The organism is Micromonospora sp. NPDC049175, from assembly GCF_043197345.1.
GTDB lineage: Bacteria > Actinomycetota > Actinomycetes > Mycobacteriales > Micromonosporaceae > Micromonospora.
In genome coordinates, this window is sequence record NZ_JBICSY010000004.1 from 305121 (window position 1) to 322939 (window position 17819).

The 17819-nt window shown below is 74.7% G+C and carries 12 protein-coding genes; 10 read left to right on the top strand and 2 right to left on the bottom strand.

Features of this window, described 5'->3' with window-relative positions:
- Positions 1-23: 23 nt before the first annotated feature.
- On the top strand, positions 24-2750 hold the full coding sequence (locus ACGFH8_RS18500) for a LuxR C-terminal-related transcriptional regulator (protein WP_393368347.1): 2727 nt from the start codon (positions 24-26) through the stop codon (positions 2748-2750).
- Positions 2747-5473, top strand: coding sequence for an AAA family ATPase (locus ACGFH8_RS18505; protein ID WP_393368348.1), 2727 nt, complete (start codon positions 2747-2749; stop codon positions 5471-5473). Before ACGFH8_RS18500 ends, ACGFH8_RS18505 begins: the two co-directional genes overlap by 4 nt.
- On the opposite strand, the gene ACGFH8_RS18510 is transcribed toward ACGFH8_RS18505, so the two are convergent.
- Both ACGFH8_RS18510 and ACGFH8_RS18515 read right to left on the bottom strand, forming a co-directional pair.
- Entirely contained in the window at positions 5458-7929 is a 2472-nt protein-coding gene (locus ACGFH8_RS18510; RefSeq protein ID WP_393368350.1) for a hypothetical protein, read from the bottom strand. The two genes, ACGFH8_RS18505 and ACGFH8_RS18510, sit on opposite strands and share 16 nt — an antisense overlap.
- Before the next feature lie 138 nt (positions 7930-8067).
- The gene (locus ACGFH8_RS18515) at positions 8068-9564 is read right to left on the bottom strand and encodes a hypothetical protein (RefSeq protein WP_393368352.1); all 1497 of its coding nucleotides are present in this window, start codon (positions 9562-9564) and stop codon (positions 8068-8070) included.
- A 122-nt stretch (positions 9565-9686) separates the two neighbouring features.
- On the opposite strand from ACGFH8_RS18515, the gene ACGFH8_RS18520 reads away from it, so the two are divergent.
- The 8 genes from ACGFH8_RS18520 (at position 9687) to mycP (ending at position 17817) form a co-directional block, all read left to right on the top strand.
- Positions 9687-9974, top strand: a complete 288-nt coding sequence (locus tag ACGFH8_RS18520; protein WP_393368353.1) for a hypothetical protein — start codon at positions 9687-9689, stop codon at positions 9972-9974.
- Positions 9971-10312 carry a hypothetical protein gene (locus ACGFH8_RS18525; protein ID WP_393368355.1) on the top strand — a complete coding sequence of 114 codons (342 nt, stop codon included), beginning with the start codon at positions 9971-9973 and terminating at the stop codon, positions 10310-10312. The genes ACGFH8_RS18520 and ACGFH8_RS18525 overlap by 4 nt, the downstream gene beginning before the upstream one ends.
- Before the next feature lie 38 nt (positions 10313-10350).
- Positions 10351-11301 carry a hypothetical protein gene (locus tag ACGFH8_RS18530; protein WP_393368357.1) on the top strand — a complete coding sequence of 317 codons (951 nt, stop codon included), beginning with the start codon at positions 10351-10353 and terminating at the stop codon, positions 11299-11301.
- Between the two features lie 188 nt (positions 11302-11489).
- The gene (locus tag ACGFH8_RS18535; protein ID WP_393368359.1) at positions 11490-12047 is read left to right on the top strand and encodes a sigma-70 family RNA polymerase sigma factor; all 558 of its coding nucleotides are present in this window, start codon (positions 11490-11492) and stop codon (positions 12045-12047) included.
- Positions 12048-12148: 101 nt separating this feature from the next.
- A complete protein-coding gene (locus ACGFH8_RS18540) occupies positions 12149-13915 on the top strand; it encodes an RICIN domain-containing protein (RefSeq protein WP_393368360.1) in 1767 nt (588 codons plus the stop codon).
- The gene (locus ACGFH8_RS18545; protein ID WP_393368362.1) at positions 13912-15588 is read left to right on the top strand and encodes a S8 family serine peptidase; all 1677 of its coding nucleotides are present in this window, start codon (positions 13912-13914) and stop codon (positions 15586-15588) included. The genes ACGFH8_RS18540 and ACGFH8_RS18545 overlap by 4 nt, the downstream gene beginning before the upstream one ends.
- 130 nt (positions 15589-15718) lie before the next feature.
- Positions 15719-16615: a zf-HC2 domain-containing protein gene (locus tag ACGFH8_RS18550; protein WP_393368364.1), complete on the top strand. Its 897-nt coding sequence runs from the start codon at positions 15719-15721 to the stop codon at positions 16613-16615.
- A gap of 2 nt (positions 16616-16617) precedes the next feature.
- Complete coding sequence (gene mycP, locus ACGFH8_RS18555; protein ID WP_393368366.1) at positions 16618-17817, top strand: type VII secretion-associated serine protease mycosin; 1200 nt, start codon at positions 16618-16620, stop codon at positions 17815-17817.
- The last annotated feature ends 2 nt before the right edge of the window (positions 17818-17819 follow it).

A 17819-nucleotide genomic window follows, 5' to 3' on the forward strand; every position in this document is an offset into this window, starting at 1 on the left:
CCATCCCGAGACGGCGGGCGATCGTGGGTCGCGCGACGCAGTTGGACGCCCTCGACGCGGCCCGTGCGGCTGCCGCGACCGGTGGCGGGTTCGCACTGGTCCGAGGTCCGGCCGGCAGCGGCCGGACGTCGCTGCTGGACGCGGCCGCGGGTGCCTGGCGTACCGCCGGGGTGGTGGTGCTCCGGGTGGCACCCGCCGCACCGGGCGACACCGCCGCCGGCTTCGCGGCGCTGCTGAACGCCGTTCGCGACCAGTACGAGCTGCTGGCCGACCCGCCCCTCGCCGGCCCGCTGAGCGCGCTCGGTGCGCTCTGCGACAAGCCCGCCGGCGAGCACGCCGGACGTGGCATCGCGTTGGCCCAGCAGGCCGCCGCCGCGTTCGCCCTGATCGGCCGGCGGGGGCCGACGGTGCTGATCGCCGACGACGCCGGTCCCGCGCTGGCCCCGGCGCTGGCCGCCGCCGTCCGTGCCGGTTGCCTCGTCGTGGCCGCCGGAACGCCCGGCGACGGCCGACTCGGCACGCTCGCCGACGTCGTGGTGGACCTGCCTCCGTTGAGCGCCGAGGCGGTACGCGGAATGCTCGCCCGCCGGTACGCCGTGCCGCTCGACGACGCGGTGCCCTCGGCCCTGTCCACCGCGCTCGGGCCGTTGGCCGGGCACCCCGGCACGGTGCTGGAGGTCGCACACGAGTTGACCCGGGCCGGGCGGCTCGCGGTCGTCCGGGGGCACCTGTGCCTGCTGGACCCGCACGCCCCGATCGCGCTGCCGACGGACCACAGCCTGCTTGCCGCGCTGCGGGCGCGCGGCCCGGTCGCCGTCCGGCTGGCCACCATGGCCGCCGTCACCCGGTTCGGCGTCGACGACCTGCCGCTGTTCGCCGACGCCACCCGGGGGCGACTGTCCGACTACGGCTGGATCATCGACGAACTGATCGACGACGGACTGCTCGTCGCCGGGCCGCGGGGCGGGATCCTCCCGCAGAGCCCGGCGCTCACCGCCCGCCTGATCACCGATGCCGGCCCGGACGCGGTGGCCCGCCTGCACCGCGCCTGTGCCGCGGCGATGTTCCGCCGAGCCGCGTCCGGCCGGCCGGCGGACGGGGCGGCCCTGGCCGACCAGGTCACCTCGGCGGGCGTCGCCCTGCCGTTCGACAGGCGTACGGCGGTGACCCTCGCCGCCGCGGCCGACGAGAACACCGACCGTGCGCCGGACCGGGCGGCGCGCTGGCTGCGCGCCGCGCTCTGGCACGCCGGCGACGGGCGGGCCGGCGACGACATCCTCGCCCGGCTGCTGCGGCTGCTGGTGCGCACCGGCCAGGTCGCCCGCCTCGGCGAGGTGGTGGACACGGCGATCCAGCGAGGCCACGGCGCGTCGTCCCGGCACGCCGCGGACCTCGCGGCCGCCGCCGCGCTTGTCGCCGTGCACACCGGAGAGCCGGTGCCCACCACCATCCGGTCCGCTCTGCGGGGAGCACCGGCGGGCCGGGCGATCGTGGACCTCGCCGACTGGTGGCTCACGGGCGGACCGCCCGCGAAACCGCAGCCGGGGCCGGAGCCGGGGCCGCAGCCGGAGCCGATGCCGGGGCCGCAACCGGGGCCGACGCCGGAGCGGGAGCCGGGGCCGCCGGTCGCCCTCGCCGACGCCGGAGCGCTGCTGCACCCGGCGGAACTCGGTGTCCTGGCCGACGCCGTCGGCCCCGGGCTGGCGGATGCCGGCCCGGCGACCGAGGAGTTGCTGCTGGCCGGCGAGACGGGGGACGTGGCCGCACTCCTGGGGCTGGTCCTGGGTCCGCACCGCTACGGCGTGCCGAAGGACGGGCTCCTGTCCGCGTACCACCGGTTGCACACCTGCCAGGCCGGCGGCGACCTCTCCGGCGTGCTCTCGGCCGCCCGCGAGCTCGACCTGACCGGCGCCGAGGCGCCCCTGCCGCGCTGTCTCGCCCGGCTCTGGGCGGCCGAGGCGCTCGGCCTGCTGGGTCGAGCCACGGAGGCGCCCTCCTGGCTGCGCTCGGTCCCGGAGGAACCGCCGTACGCGGCACTTCGGTGGTGGGCCGCGAACGGGCCGGCCGGGGAGGCCCAGACGGCGCAGGAGGCGGCCCGGCGGTTGGGAGACGGGCGGCGGGCGTACGAGAGCCACCGGCGCCACGGCAGCCGCATCGGCGTCGAGCACCTCCTGGTACGCGCGGCGGGTCTCGCGGCACGGTTCGGTCTCGGCGAGCAGATGGCCTGGTTGACGGCGGTGGTCGACGCCGACGCGGCCGAGCCTCGGCGTCGGGTCAGCAGGCAGACGACGCTGCTGGTCCAGGCGCTGTGCCGGAGTGACGCGAACGCCGCCGCACGCGGTGTCGATCTCGTCCGTGCCGGTGGGAACCGCCTCGCCCTCGCGTACGCCTGTCTGGCGCTCGGCCGGGTCGCCGAGGACCCTCGGCCGTGGCTCGTCGAGGCACAGGCGGTGGCGAAGACGATGACCTCCGGTTGGCTGCGGTCCGCCGTCGCCGCCGCGATGCGGGAGCGCGACGTCCGCCAGCCCCGCACCCGTACGCCGCGGACGGGGTTCAGCCCGGTGGAGACGCACATCATCGAGTTGATCGGTCACGGACGGACCAATCGGCAGATCGCGGCGCAGGTGCGGATCAGCGAGAAGACCGTCGAGAACCACCTGACCCGGCTCTTCGCGCGTACCGGCTGCCGCTCGCGTGTCGAACTGGCCGCGGTGAGCCTCACCACGGACATCCTCGGTCCGGCGTCGTGAGCGTCGCGGTGAACCTCCCGGTCGACCTCGACGGGCCCACCCTGACCGTGCTCACCGGTCCGGCCGGCATCGGTCGCACCCATGCCCTGCGCACGCTGCGCAACGCCGCCACGCGGGCCGGCAGACCCGTTCTCGACCTGCGGTTGGCGCCGGAGTGTCGGCACGACGCGGGATATCTCGCCGGGCGGATCCTCGCCGCGCTCATCCCGACCCCCACCCGGTTGGCCGCCGGTCGTGGCCACGCCCTCACCGGCGAGCCGCCAGCGCACGCACTCTCCCGCGTCCTGCGGCGACACCCCGGCCTGGTGCTCCTCGTCGACGACGCCCAGTGGGCCGACGCCGAGTCCGTCGAGGCCCTGCGCAACGTGTTGCACGGGGTGTACCCGGTGCCCGTACGGTGCGTCGCCACCCTGCGTTCCGACGCCGTCGGTGCCGACCCGGACCAGTCGGCCGCCTTCGACCGCCTGCGCCAGGGAGGGCTCGTGCGGATCGAGCGGCTGCGGCCGCTGTCCCGTGCCGACGTCGACGCGCTCGCCCGCCAGGCATTGCAGGCAACGCCACACGACTCCCTCTCGGCGCAGCTACACCGACTCGGCCGGGGTGTGCCCGCCGCGGTGCTGGCCGTCGTCGAGGGTTACCGGGCCGCGGCGGCCCTGCGGATCGTCGAGCGCCGCGCCTACCTGACCGATGCGGCAAGCACACCCCGGATCCCCGCCGAGCACGACCTCACCCGGCCGGTACGCCAGCTGGGCCCGGCCACCCACACGGTCGCCCGCGCCCTGGCAGTGCTCGAACCGTTGGGCAGGGCCGTCCCCGGGCTGATCGGACAGGCGCTCGACACCACACCGGAGCAGGCACACCGGCACCTGGATGCCCTGCGCGCGGAGGGTTTCGTGCGGGAGCATCGGCGCGGCTGGCGGATCCGGGTGCCCGCGTTGGCACTGGCCCTGCGCGCGGGTCTCGGCCCCTACGAACGACGCCGGCTCGCGCAGGTGGCCGTCGAGGCGCTCTGGTCGGGCGCCGCCCGGTGCGCGGATCCGGCGTACCTGCCGGATCAGGTCGCCGCCGCCGGTGGCCTGGTCGACGCCGAGCGGGCGGCGGCGCTGCTGCGCCGGCACGCGGACGACGCGGGCGTACGCGCGCCCGCCGCGGCGGCACGCTGGTGGGCCGGTGCGGCCGACCTCAGCGGCGATCCCGCGGACCGCGCCGAGGCCCTGCTGGCCCGAGCCGTCGCCGAAGTCGGCATCGGCGGGTACACCGTCGCCCAGGCGCAGATGCGCCACCTGCTCGGCGAGTACGCCGACGCTCTGCCCGACGCCGCCCGGCAGGAGGCCGAACTGCTCGCCCTCGCCAGCGCGCGGGGCGCGCGTGCGGCGCCTGACGTACAGGCCATCGCGGCCGGCGAACCCTGGCTGCCCGAGGGTCCGGTGCCGACCCGGACGACCCGGGCCGCGGCGCTCTGTTTCCTGGACCGCTGGGCCGAGGCCGTGAGTCTGCTGCCGTCCGACCCGGCCCGCTCCGACAGCGAACTGCTGATCGGCACGCCGATCACCGCCGGCAGCGCCCCGGTGGCCGACGCCTCGGCCGGTGACGGCTCGGGCGGCGGCGTCCCGGTGGCCGGCGCTTCGGCTGGCGATCTCCCGGTGGGCGGCGCTTCGGCCGGTGACGGCTCGGGCCTCGGCGGGTCGGTTCGGGGCGCTGCCCGCCGACGTTTCGCGGACACCGTCGCGCGGGTCAGCCTGGCGGCGGTCGTCGGTGCGCTGGACCGGGCGGATCGTGAGCTGACGGCGGCCGGCCTGACGGTGGACGATCTGCCGCCGCCCGAGCGGTGCCTGGTGCACTGGCGCGCGGGCCGGTGGGACGCGGCGAACGACGCCGCGCTGCTCGGTATCGCAGCCGATCTCCCCGTGACGCGCCCGGTGGCACACAGCACCGTGCATCGGGCGGCGGCCGAGATACTGCTCGCCCGTGGTTGGCCGGTGCGGGCCCGCGCACTGCTCGACGCCGCCCGCGCCGACGCCGCCCCGTTGCCGTACCTGCTGGCACCCGTGGCGGCCGAGGCGGAGTGGATCCTCGGCGACGCGCCGGCCGCCGAACGCGTCGTGGGCGACGCCCTGGCCGCCGCCACCCGGCACGGGCTGGTCGTCGGCCTGGACGAACTCTGGCTGGTGGCCGCGGAACTCGCCACCGACCGCGGCGACGGCGAAGCGGCCCGCACCGCCGCCGCATCCGCCGTGACGGCGGCGGACCAGACCACCGCCATCGGCGCGCTGCGGGTCGCCACCGCCCACCTGATCGTTCGACCGGACCGGGTGCGGGCCGGGGACCTGGTGGCACTGGCCCGGGTCGTCGGTCAGCCCCACGAGGTGGCCAGGGCGATCGAGCGGGTGGTCCGCTGGACCGGTCGGAGCGTCGAGCTGCTGGGTGAGGCGTACGAGATCCTCGGCGACCTGGGCGCGATCCTGCACCGGTCCCGGGTCCGCCAGGCGATGCGCGACCATGGCATCACGGTGCCGGGACGGGCGCAGACCCTTGCCGAGGGCGAACGGTTGCTCGCCGCCCTGGTCGCGGAGGGACTGTCGAACCGACAGTTGGCCGCCGCCACGCAGAACAGCGCGAAGAGCATCGAGGGCCGGCTCACCCGACTGTTCAACCGCACCGGCTACCGGTCCCGGGTGGAGTTGGCCACGGCCGTGCTGCTCGGTGACTACCGCATCGGTTGAGGCCGCCACACGTCTGGTGCGGGCCGATGCCCGAGGAGGTTCGGCAGGTCCAGGTCGACTCCTCTCGCCCGCTGCCGCCAGCGCCCGCCGTCGGTGTGCAGCACCTGCTCCACCCGGGTGTCGTCGTAGGAGCCCGGCGGCAAGAGCAGCGTCACACCGTCGGCCACCAACTCGGGCAGGCGCGACCGAATCGAGGTATGGGCGGCCAACGCGGCGGCGCTGGCCCGCGCGTCGATCGCCCGGCCCGCCGCCACCCGAAGACGTACCAACAGATATCCGTCGCGCACCGGCGGCCGACCCTGGTGCAGTGGCAGGAAGTCGTCTGTCGGCTCGTCCCCGGGGGCTGGGATAAGCGCCCAGACGCCAGCCCTCCGCCCACCTGCGGGCCAACGCACCACGTCGTCCGGGAGACCGTCCGTGCCGTGTCGCGCCCCGGTGCAGCGCAGCACGACGTCATGTCCGGGTAGCGCGGTCTCCTCCTGTGGCCGCCCGGCGTCGTCGATGTCGTAGCCCGCCTGTAGCCGCGCCTGGTCGAGCCAGCCCGCCGGCAGCAGGAACCTGCCCGCCGCCGCGGCGACGCGGTGGCCCAGGTCCGCCGGTAGGTCACCGACCCGGTCCAGGTCCACCAGGCCGCCGGCCTCGACCCGCAGGCACAGCAGATGCTGGTACGGGTGGGCACGGGCGACGCGCTCGCCGTCGAGGTCGCCGACGAGGAACAGGTCGGCCGACGGCACACCCTCGACCGCGGCCCGCCGCGGCGACCACGGGCTGGCCAGCCAGACCCACACGGGGTCGGCGTTCACCTCGGGGCGGTCCGGCAACCACCGCAGACCGTGTGGCCGGCTGCCGGGTGCGGGAACGGTCAGTGCGGGGCGCGGGCTCGGTGCCGGCAACACCCGCTCGGGCGGCGGCGCGGCTGCCGCCGGTGCGGCGGGTGACCGCTCGGCTGCCGGTTCGCCGGGCGACCGCTCGGCTGCCGCCGGCTCGGCGGGCGACGGTCCCGGCGCAGGTGTCGACGGCTCGTCCGCGCCCCGCCGACGCGGGATCAGCCAACCATCGTCGTTGCGCCACCGACCGGTCTCGGCCCGCAGATCCGCATCGGCGGCCCGCAACCAGCGCGCCGGGCGTCGCTGTTCGTCGACGGCCCGGGCCAGGCCGTCGCGGACCACGACGACGGCGCCGGGGGCCAGCGACCAGATCTCGACGCCGAGGTCCGACTCCAGAACGCTCAGGTGCTCCCGCAGGCCCTCGGTCCACTCGTCGGCCACCGGGGTCAGCAGTTGGAGGTCGGCGCCCTGCCACCCGGCGTTCGTCAACAGTGCCCGCAGCTCGACCGCGCTCACCGCGAGGTGGCTGCCATCTGGGTAGCGCAGAGCGAGACGCCCGCCGTCGAGAATTGTCAGATCGACGAGCGTCATGCCCGGCTCGGCCGACAGGTCGGCGTACCGTTCGAGGAACGTGACCTCCGACGGCCGAACCGAGCTGATCAGCGCCACCCCGCCGGCGGCGCTGACCGTGGGCCCGCCACCGGGCACGAGCCGTCCGTCACGATCGGTCTCGAAGCGAGGGGCGCCCGGCGCGTGTGGGGGGCGGTATTCCCGCCAGCGGGTGACCGTGCCGGAGCGGTCCCGGGCGGCCAGGTCCAGGCAGCCGCGCAACAGCACCGCCTCGCCGCCGACCTCCGGTGCCCACACCGTCGCGCCGGTCGCCTCGGCCAGTGCCGTCACCTCGGCGTCGAGGCGCGCGCACTGTGCGGGATCGTCCGGCCAGCGCATCCACAGGCGCAGGTCACCGCCGTACAGGAACGTCGCGGAAAGGGCCGCGGCCACGTCCTGCCCGGAGTGCCGGCCCGGTCCCTCCCCGGCGGCGTCCTGCCGGTACGTCGAGAGCCGGAACTGGCCGGCGCGAGTCGCGAGGGCGACCGTCACCAGGTCCGGATGACCGTCACCGAGCCGGGCGGCAGCGGCCCGGCGTACGACGAAGTCCTCGCGGTTGGCGAACTCCAGGCCGCCCGCCAGCGGCAGTGTCGCCAGCCCGCTCCTCGGCAGCACCAGGCCGCCGGCCAGGTCGAACCATCCGGGCCGGGTGGTCTGGAGTGCGGTGGGCTGCACCAGGACCCAGTCGACCACCGCCCCGGTGACCCGGTCGACCGGGACCGCCTCGGCCGGGCCGGCAAGGCCCGGGCCGGTCCGGCGCCGCACGGTCGCTCCGGCGGGCGCGACCAGGACGTCGCAGCTCAGCGCGGTGGCGACCTGCCCGAACAGGGCTGCGTCACGGGCACCGTCGTCGACGAGGACGCGAAGGTCCCGCCCCGCGACTCCGAGGGCCCGCGCGCATTCGGCAATCCCGTCCGCGGTCAGGGCCGTGCTGTCATCGGCTTGCCGGGCCAACCCGCCGTCCTCGGTGCGGGCCAGCACGAGGTCGCACAGGCCGTCGACGGGTAGCGGCAGATCCATCGGGGAAACCTGCTCCGGGCCTGCCCCGAGCGTGCGCTGTCGGTTGGGTCGCAACGTAGTCCTCGCTCTGTGTCCCGCCTCGGGCCGGCACCGGCCGCGAGGCGTCCATTCTGGGCGTACGCCCGGCGCTGGGCCAGCTCACCGTCCGGTCTGGGCCGCGACCGGTGGACCCAGCCGCAACGACCACCGTGCCGCGGGTCCCGCGCCGACGACAATCGGTACGGTTCGTTGAGGGCTGTGCGACAGGGCGCGGAAGGGAGCCCACCGCGCCACGGCATCGGGGCCCGCGCACACCACCACCCGTACCCTCGCCGATGATTTTTCGGCTGCCAACTCGGAAACGGCGTCGACCCGGCGGCAACCCTCGGGTGCCGCGTCGCCGAGCACGTCACCGACCACCACTACGTCCGTGTCGGCGTCGAACTGGCCCAGCAGGGTCAGCGTGTGCCGGCGGCAGGCGGCCAGGTCACCGCCGAGGGTGAGCACGTCGGGGGCCACCGCGAGGTCGATCCACAGTCGACGCCCGTCCCGGTCGCCCAGCACGAGAGGCGCACTCGACGGTGGCGGTCGCTGCCCGTCGGTCAGCCACCCGTAGGGGGATCCCCAGCGAGCCGGTCGTGCGCCGACCAGCCGCACGGTCGCCCGGTCCGGGCCGCAGGTCAGATCCGTGACCAGGGTGGCGAACGGGTTGGGACGGGACAGCGGAAGAAGGCCGGCCGCCCGGACGTCGGGCACCGCCCGAGCCGGGGTGCGATCTGCGGCTCGCGGCGATGGGACCGCCACCGGCGGCGGGGCGGGTGGCGTGGTCGTGACCGCCGCGGGCGGTTGGGTGGGCGGCTCGGTCGCGACCCACGCGGGTGGTTGGGCGGGTGGCGTGGTCGTGACCGCCGCGAGCGGCCGTGTGGGCGGCTCGGTCGCGACCGGGGGTGGCAGCACGAGGGCTGGTGTCGCGGGCGCCGGGGGAGGCGGTGGCTCCGCCGGCGGCGCGGTCACCGGTGCGGGCCGTGGATCCGGGGGAGTCGTCGTCGGGACGGGCCGGACCGGGCTGCTGGCCGATGCGGCGCCGCCACGGGCAGGTCGATGCCGTGCACGGAGGGCCACGTGTGCCCAGAGCAGCAGGAGCACGGCGAGCGCGATCAACGCCACCCGCAGCCCGGTCGGGGACCACAGGGCCGACAGCTGCGGCAGGGTGACGGTGGACGGTGCCGGGGGGTCGACGGGTGCGGTGGACGCGGTCGACGGCCGGGACGGTGACACCGCTGTCGGTGCTGGCGTCGGTGCCGGAAGCGCGCCGGTCTGGACGCCGGGGCCCGTCGCGTCCCGGGGCAGGACGAGGATCCAGCCGGGCTGCAGGCTTGTCGCGTCGGTCAGCCGACGGCCGTCGGGTTGGAGTCGCCCCTCGTTGAGCGCGAAGATCTCCGGGGACCGATTGCCGTTGCCGAGTGTCTTCGCCGCGATCGCGAAGAGATATTCTCGTTGGCCGTCGACCGGAGGTCCGACGACGTAGTACTTGCCGGTCTCGCCCGGGGCGCGCAGCGTCGAGGTGGGTGCGGCGACGGCCGCCGGAGCGGTCACCTGTGTGCTGACGCCCAGCATGAGCAGGCAGAGGCCGAGCACCGCGAGTCGTCGTCTCATCGTGGCATCGTCCTTCGCCGGGGTCGTCGGGTGCTGCCGCGATCCAAGGATCGTCGGAGGAATGGTGAACCGGGGCGTGCCACCCGTCGTTCTCAGGATGTTCTCTCGAGATCGGAGGCGTTATGAGGGGAATTACACCGTATCCGCAGGGCCAGGGCAATATCGCCGACGCGTGCCGCGATGCCGCGGCCGGCATCAGTACGCAACTCGACCGGCTACGCGCCCACCTGGCGAGCCTCGACCCGACGCGCCTGCGGATGTCCGCCTCCCGTCGCGACGCCCTGCTGACCGGGTACGACATCTACGCCCGGATGCTCGACGACGCGCTTCACGACATCGCCGGTGACCTGCAGACGGAGGCCGACCTCCGGCCGGCCGATCTGGCGCTCGCCGCCGGTGGGTCCCGATGAGCGGCGCCGAGTGGGCACCGGTCCCCGACGGCGCGGGCGACCCGGCCGACCCGGGGCCGGCCATCAACGCGCTGGCCACCGATGTCGCCAGGCGGCTCGCCACGCTGCGCGAGCAGTTGGAGCCGACGCGGGCGCGGTGGGCCGACAGCCACGACTACCTCGATCCGGCGGAGGAGTGGGCCATCGCGACGGACGGTCTGCTCGGCCCGACCGGCGTGTTGGGCATCATCAGCGACGCGGTGCGGATCACCCTGCCGGACCTTGTCGGCACCAGGTGGTCCGAGCGTACGTCCGGCCTTTCCGCCGGGCACGGGGGATCGGCAGCGGGTGGCGACTGATGGCCGCTGCCGCCACCCCCCGCGGGGAGTGACCTCCCATGGTCACGTCCACCTGCGTCGACGCCACGATGCGGACAAGTGTCTGCATGCTCGTGCTCGGTCTGCTGTCCGAGGTGGAGAGACGCGACGTCGCCAGTCACCTGGACCACTGCGCGAGCTGCCGGGCCGAGCGGGAGGACATCGGCCACACCGTCGACACTCTCGGCCTGCTCAGCGCCGCACACGTACGACGCTTGATCGCCGATTTCGGGGCGGGTCCGGCCGAGCCGGACCGTACCCCTCCTGGTGATCACCTTTTCGGCGCACCCGGCGGCGCGCCGGCGCGGGACCGGCCCGCCCGCGCCGAGGCTCCGGTCGTGATCGTGCGCGAGACCCGTGCGGTGCCCCGGATCGACGTCCCCGACGACGTCCGTCCGGTGACCCGGGTCCACCCGCCCGGTGCGGCCGACCGGTACCGCGCCGGACCCGGTGAGGGTTTCCTGCCCCCACGACCCGCGACCGGCCCGTTGTCCCGTGGCCCGCACTCGCACCGCCGCCCCAGGCCACGCGGTCGGCGCATCGGTGGGGTGGTGGGCCTGACCGGCCTGCTCGCCGTCGCGCTCAGCACGACACTGCTCATCGAGCCCTGGAACGCCACTGACTCGCCCGGCCCGGTCGTGGCGGTGGCGACCACCGACGACGGCGTCAGCGGCGTGGAGTTCTCCGCGGTCCTCTACGACGACGACGGTCAGGTCAACCTGCGGGTCTCGACCGACGGTCTGGCGCCGGACGCGTCGTACCAGCTGTGGGCACGCACCACGGCGGGCGAGGAGTTGCTGCTCGGTCGGCTGAACGGCAACCCGGGCCGCGGCGGCTACACCGGTGACGTCGCGGTGTCGGTGGACGACCTGAGCCAGCTCAGCGTCCGTCAGGTCGACGGCGGGGTTCTGGTGACGGCCGACGTGGTCAAGGGATCGCCGCGACCGGACGGGGGACCGGATCCGACGTGAGTCGAGCCGACGCGCAACCCGTCCAATCGCGACCGCACCGAGCCGCACCGACCGGTTCGATGTTTCGGCAGGTCAGCGTACGCAATGGGGTTCCGACGTCGAGCCGGTCCGCGAGGGTCTGCCAAGATTCCTCGGGAAAACCCCCACGAACACTGAACGCGGGTACCGATGCACTCGTTATCGCTGCCATGAACCAGGCCGCGGGGAACATGCTCTCGGGTGCGTCGTCGCCGGAGCCGACCTACGACGACGCGCTGCGGCTCGCCTATGAGACACATGGGCCGATTCTGCTCAACTACCTGCTGCGTCTGACGATGGGCAATCGTGGCCTCGCCGAGGACATCGTCCAGGAGACGCTTGTGCGTGCCTGGCACCATCCGGAGGCGCGGACGACCGAGGGTCAGTGGAGCCGGGGCTGGCTGTTCACCGTGGCCCGACGCATCGCCATCGACCACCTGAGGGCGGCCCGGGGCAGGCCGTCCGAGCAGCTCGACGAGCGCATCGAGGAGCGGCACGCCGCCGTGGACGACATCGACCGCCTGCTCAACGGCCGCGAGGTGCGTGACGCCGTGGCCAGGTTGCCCGAGCGGCTGCGCAGCGCGCTGATCGAGATCTACTTTCAGGAACGCACGGTTGCCGAGGCCGCGCGCAACCTCTCCATTCCCGAGGGGACGGTCAAGTCACGGACCTTCTACGCGCTGCGGGCGCTGCGCGAGGATCTCGCCGGGCGGGGGTTCAGCATCTGAGGGGCCCACCGGCAGAAGTTCCGAAGTTGGCCCGCCCAACCGTGAACCAACCTGTCGCTCGGCTCGTTCACAGCGCACACCCGTCGGAGAGGGAAGCAACCGTGACACTGAGATCGGTGATCGGACGCCTGGCCAACCTGCACACCTCGGGCCGGCGCGCATGGGGTTCACTGCGGACGACCCGTCAGCGGATCGAGGCCGGGGTCGCCTTCACCGCGGCCGTCGTCTGCGTCGTGGCGGCCGGCCTGCAGGTCGGGCCGGCGTTGGCCGAGACCACAGTCGAGGGTGAGCCGGTCCCCGCCGACGTGCTGCCGGCGATCGTCGTCGGCGCCACCTCCTGCCCGGCGCTGACCGGGCCGCGACTCGCCGCACAACTGATGGCCGCCTCGGGGTTCAAGGCGACGGCCGTGTCCGCGTCCGGCGAGGGCATCGCCGGACTGGACTCCCGGGCCTGGCAGGCGTGGGCGCCGTGGCAGCAGGCCCAGCGCGCCGACGTCCGAGCCAACGTGCTCGCGCTGGCGCACCGCACCTGCGAGGCGATCGGTCAGGTCCGGGCCGGCGGTGCCGGCGGCGACCTCTGGAAGGCGGCCGTCGCGGCCGACAAGGTCGGTCTGGACGCGGTGGTCAAGGCCAAGGGCGTGCCGACGTCCGCCCAGGAGCACGTCGACACGGTGGCCGGGTACGCCAACTGGTACGCCAAGCAGCCGCAGTTCTCGGGCGCGACGAAGCCGGCGCGGCCGTCCGCCACTCCCGCCGCGGACAAGGTGGGCATTCCCGAGGAGTACGTCGACGCGGTGGTCCAGGCCGGTCAGGTCTGCCCGTCGACCGTGTCCGCTGCCCGGATCGCCGCGCAGCTGAGGTCGCTCTCGGCCTTCAACCCGAACCTGAAGGGCAGCGGCGGCGGCCAGGGCATCGCCCAGTTCACGCCGTCGCTGTGGGAGGAGTACAAGCCGTCCGACAGCGCATCGGTCTGGGACCCGCAGGTGGCCATCCCCACCCTGGCCACCGCGATGTGCGACCTGCGCAACCAGCTCTCCGGAATGAACCTGCGCCAGTCGGGGGAGGAGACCGACCCCTACTCGCTGGCGCTCGCGGCGTACCAGTGGGGCGTCACCGCGGTGCGGGCCAGGGGCGGAGTGCCGCGTGGCGCCGCCGTTCCGCAGCTCGTCGACACGGTCGACCTCTACCTCGACGCGTACACCTCGGACAGCCGACTGGCCAGCGCGTTCCCGTCACCGTCGGTGAGTCGCCCGGCCCCGCCGCCGTCGCCCTCGGCATCGCCGTCCTCGCCGCCGTCCTCGCCGCCGTCGTCGCCCTCGGCGGTGCCCACCCCCGCGCCGACGAAACCGGCTGCGCCACCGACGCCCGCCGCGACTCCGTCGCCCGTGCCACCGCCGCCGGTCACCGCCCTGCCGGCGAAATGGGACCCGGCCGTCTCCTACCAGTTCATCAACGTCCTGAACGGCCGGGTCATGGAGGTGCCGGGGAAGGACAACGTCACCGCCGGCGGGACGACCATCCAGCTCAGTGACAACCTGCATCAGAAGGACCAGTACTGGCACGTCGCCAAGGCCGCCGATCCCAGGTACGTCGTGATCACCAACGCGTTCAACAACAAGGCACTCGGCATCCGCGGCGGCTCGATCAAGGACGCCGCCGAGTTGGTGCAGCTCGACCCGGCGTTCGACAACCCCAACCAGCAGTGGTCGTTCATCGACGGCGGCACGTGGGTCACCCTCATCAACCGCAATTCCGGCAAGGCGCTCGACATCCTCGGTGACGACTGCTGTGGCAAGCACGGCACCCCGATCACCCAGTGGAGTCGGCAGAGCTGGGCCGTCGACCAGCGCTGGGTGCTCAGCAGATGACAGGGACGCGGGACACGGATCGACGCGGCGCGACGGGCTGGGTGGCGGCGATCATCGCGGCGGTCGTGCTCGTCGCCGGGGCACCCGCCGCGCCGGCGCGTGCCGCACTCGACGAGTACGTCCTCTACTACACCGTCACCTCGGCCTACCAGGGCAAGCCGGAGAACCTCGGCGAGATCGCCGGCCGGTTGCTGGGCAACTCGTCGCGCTCCACCGAGATCTTCAACCTCAACACGGCCCGACGGCAGCCGGACGGCGGCGCGCTCACCGACCCGAACACCCTCCATGCCGGTTGGTACCTGGTCGTGCCCTGGGACGCGGTCGGGGCGGGTCTCCAGCACGGCGTGTTGCCCAACACCGCTCCCGCCGCCGCACCAGCCGCGAGTGCTCCGGCCCTCCCGCCGCAGGCGTCCACGCCGCAGGCACCAGGCGTTCCCGCCGTTCCCGCAGTTCCGGGCAGGCCGTCGCCTCCGGCCTCCCCTCCCGGCGGAACGCCGCCGATCCCCACCCTGACACCGGGCCCGGCGCAGATACCGTCCGCGCCGCCACCACCCGCACCGCCGGGCAAATGCGTCACGGCGACCGCCGCCAGCGCACCGTCGAACTGGGCCACCGTGCGGCTGGCGGCCGACCTGGCCTGGCCGCACACCCGGGGCGTGGGGCAGCTCGTCGCGATCGTCGACTCCGGTGTGGATGGTCGCGCGGCTCAACTCGCCGGCCGGGTGTCGGTCGGGGCCAACATCGTGACCGGAGACGGCCGCGGGGACAGCGACTGCCTGGGCACCGGTACCGCGATGGCGGGCCTGGTTGCCGCGCAGCCGGTGGACGGAGACGCTTTCGCGGGTGTCGCCCCGGAGTCGGTCGTCATGCCGGTGCGGGTGGTCACCGACGTGCCGTCCGCGGACGCGGTCGCCCAGGCGACGGCCATCGAGGTGGCGGTCTCCGCCGGGGCGACGGTGATCGCGCTCGGCTCGTACGTGGATGTCACCGCCGAGGGCGTGCTGCGGGCCATCGAGGCGGCGCTCAGCCGCAACATCGTCGTGGTGGCCGGCGCTCCGGCCGGTGCGGGCGCCACCGCCCCGCCGGCGGAGCTGATCAGCGTCGCCGGTGTCGGCGTGGACGGCAAGCTCCTGGAGGAGTACGCCGCGGACCTGGTCGACGTGGTGGCCCCGGGGGTCAACGTCTCCAGCATCGGCATCAACGGCACGAAGCAGTTCGTCGGCAGCGGCACGCAGTACGCGGTCGCTCTTGTCGCCGGCGAGGTCGCCCTGGTGCGTGCCGCCCACCCTGACCTGTCGGCCGCGCAGGTCGCCCACCGGGTTGTGGCCACGGCCGACAAGATGGGTGACGCGCAGCCGGATGCCCGGTACGGCGGTGGCATGATCAATCCGGAGGCCGCGGTGACCCGGGAGCTGCCCGAGGAGGCGACGCAGGTGTCCACCGGTCGGCGTTCCGGTCAGAGCACCGGGGGCGACGGCACCCGGGTCGCGTTCCTGCTGACCGTACTGGTGGGGCTCGTGCTCAGCGCGCTGCTCGTGTTCCGCCTGCGTCGCAGCGTACGGCGGGCCGAGACGGAGACCGGAGGCGAGGACGATGGATTGGACGCGGACTGGCCGGCGGGAACCGCCCCCGACGAACAGCCGAGTCAGCCGACGCTCACCGGCGCGCACTGAGCGACGGTCGGTTTCGTGACAGCACAGACGTCCCCGGTCGTGAACTCCCCCGTGGGCAGTTCCGTTCTTAGAAGGTCGGGGACCGCGGGCGACCAGCCGCGCGGGCGAGGGATTGAGGACTTGGTGCGACATGGCTGACGACGTGTGCGACGAGCCCCAGCTCCGCAGCGCGCTCGGCGTGTACCTGGCCGGCGGGTTGGCCGAGGACCAGCGCGACGCGGTCGAGAGCCACCTTGCCACCTGTGCCCCGTGCTCCGCCGAGGCCGACGCGCTGGCCGAGGCGGTGGCGATGCTCGCCCTGCTCTCCGACCTCGACCACCGGGAGTTGGTGGCCGAGTACGGCGTCCCGCCGAGCGCGACGGTGGCCGGTCCGGCCCGTGTCGACGAGCGGGAAGCAGCACCGGAGCCACCGCCAACGCCCGAGCGGGAGCCCTCCGCGGCGCAGCCGGCTCCGCCGGTCACGGCCCGTACGGCGGAGCCGGCCCGTGGACCTGTCGCGAACCGCGCCAGCACCGGTCCGGGGCGTACGCCGACCACGGCGGCCACCCGCCCCGGCCGCCAGCAGCGCCGGCGGCGGATGAGACTCGCGGGCGCCGGGCTCGCCGTGGTGACCCTGGTCGTCGCGGGTCTGCTGGTCGGCCAGTCGCTGCGTGGCCAGACGACCACCGGGGACCTGGCGGTTCCGAAGGGCCCGGACACCGTCGTCACGCTTGTCACGAACGCCACCGACACGCCCAGCGGTGCCACCCTGTCGGTGGTCGTCTCGCAGCAGGCCGGCGCGGTGAACCTGCGGGCGACCCTGGCCGGCCTGCAGGTCGGTGCGTCCTATCGGCTGTTCGTCACCGACGTCGACAAGCAGAGCTGGGAGTTGGCCGTGGTGACCGGCGGGGACTTCCGGCAGGAGGTCGCCCGCGGCTGCCCCGTGCCCTTAGACCGACTCGACCGGTTCAGCGTCACCGCGGCCGACGGGTCCCTGGCGGTCGTCGCCGTCGTGGACCGGGCATCGCGGTCGGCGACCCCGCGCTAGCCGTGGCGGGAGGCCTGGCCGGCGCGGTGGTCGTGGCGTTCACGATCGTCACCGGCTGGCCGGTGGCCGTGGCCGCGCCCACCCCACCGGCGCGCGGCGGCGGTTGCCTGCGTCCGCCGGAGACCGTCGAGACCGGTGTGCCCTGGGCGCAGGAACGACTGGGCGTGGAGCGGGCCTGGCCGCTGTCGCGCGGTCAGGGCGTCACCGTGGCGATCGTGGACACGGGCGTGGCCACGAACAGCCCGCAACTCAGCGGCCGGGTGCTCGCCGGCGTCGACCTCACCGCCGCCGGCCGGCCGCGCGCCGACGACGACTGTTTCGGCCACGGCACGTTCGTCGCCGGCATCATCGGTGCGGCGCCGGCCGCGGGCACCGGCTTCGTGGGCGTCGCACCCGAGGCGCGGATCCTGCCGATCCGGGTCGCCACCAGCACGGACGACGGAACGGCGGCGCTGCTCGCCAAGGGCATCCGCACGGCGGTGGACGCCGACGCGGACGTCATCAACATCTCCGCCAGCACGTCTGCCCCGGAGCCCAGCCTGGTCGAGGCCATCGCGTACGCCGAGGCCAGGGACGTGGTGGTCGTCGCCGCCGCGGCCAACAGCGCCCAGCACGGCCAGCAGGTGGCGTACCCGGCGGCGCTGCCCACCGTGCTGGCCGTCGGCGCGATCGACGCCACAGGTGCCCTCGCCGGGTTCTCGCAGACCGGCCGGCACCTGGGGTTGACCGCACCCGGTGTGGACGTGGTGAGCATCGGCCCCGGCGGGCCGGGGCACTGGCAGGGCAGCGGCACCAGCTACGCCGTACCGTTCGTGGTCGGGGTGGCCGCGCTGGTCCGGGCGTACCGGCCGGCTCTGACGGCGGCCGAGGTGCGGCACCGGCTGCTGGTCACGGCCGACCACCCGGCGGTGGCGTTGCCGCACCCTGGCTACGGCTGGGGCGTGGTCAACCCGGCCGCCGCCGTGGCGACCGTGCTGCCCGAGGAGGACGCCGCCCGGCCCGGCCTGCCCGTGCCGGCCGCTCGCCACCCCGACCTGCCGACCCCCGACCCGATCGGGCGCTACCTGGTCACTCTCGGTGCGGGGCTCGCCGTCGTGCTGACCGGGCTCGTCGCCCTGCTCACCGTGCTGATGCCCGCCGGGCACCGACGCCGCTGGCGGCCCGCCCGCGTCGTCGAGGTCCGCCGACCGCCGACGACCTGAGG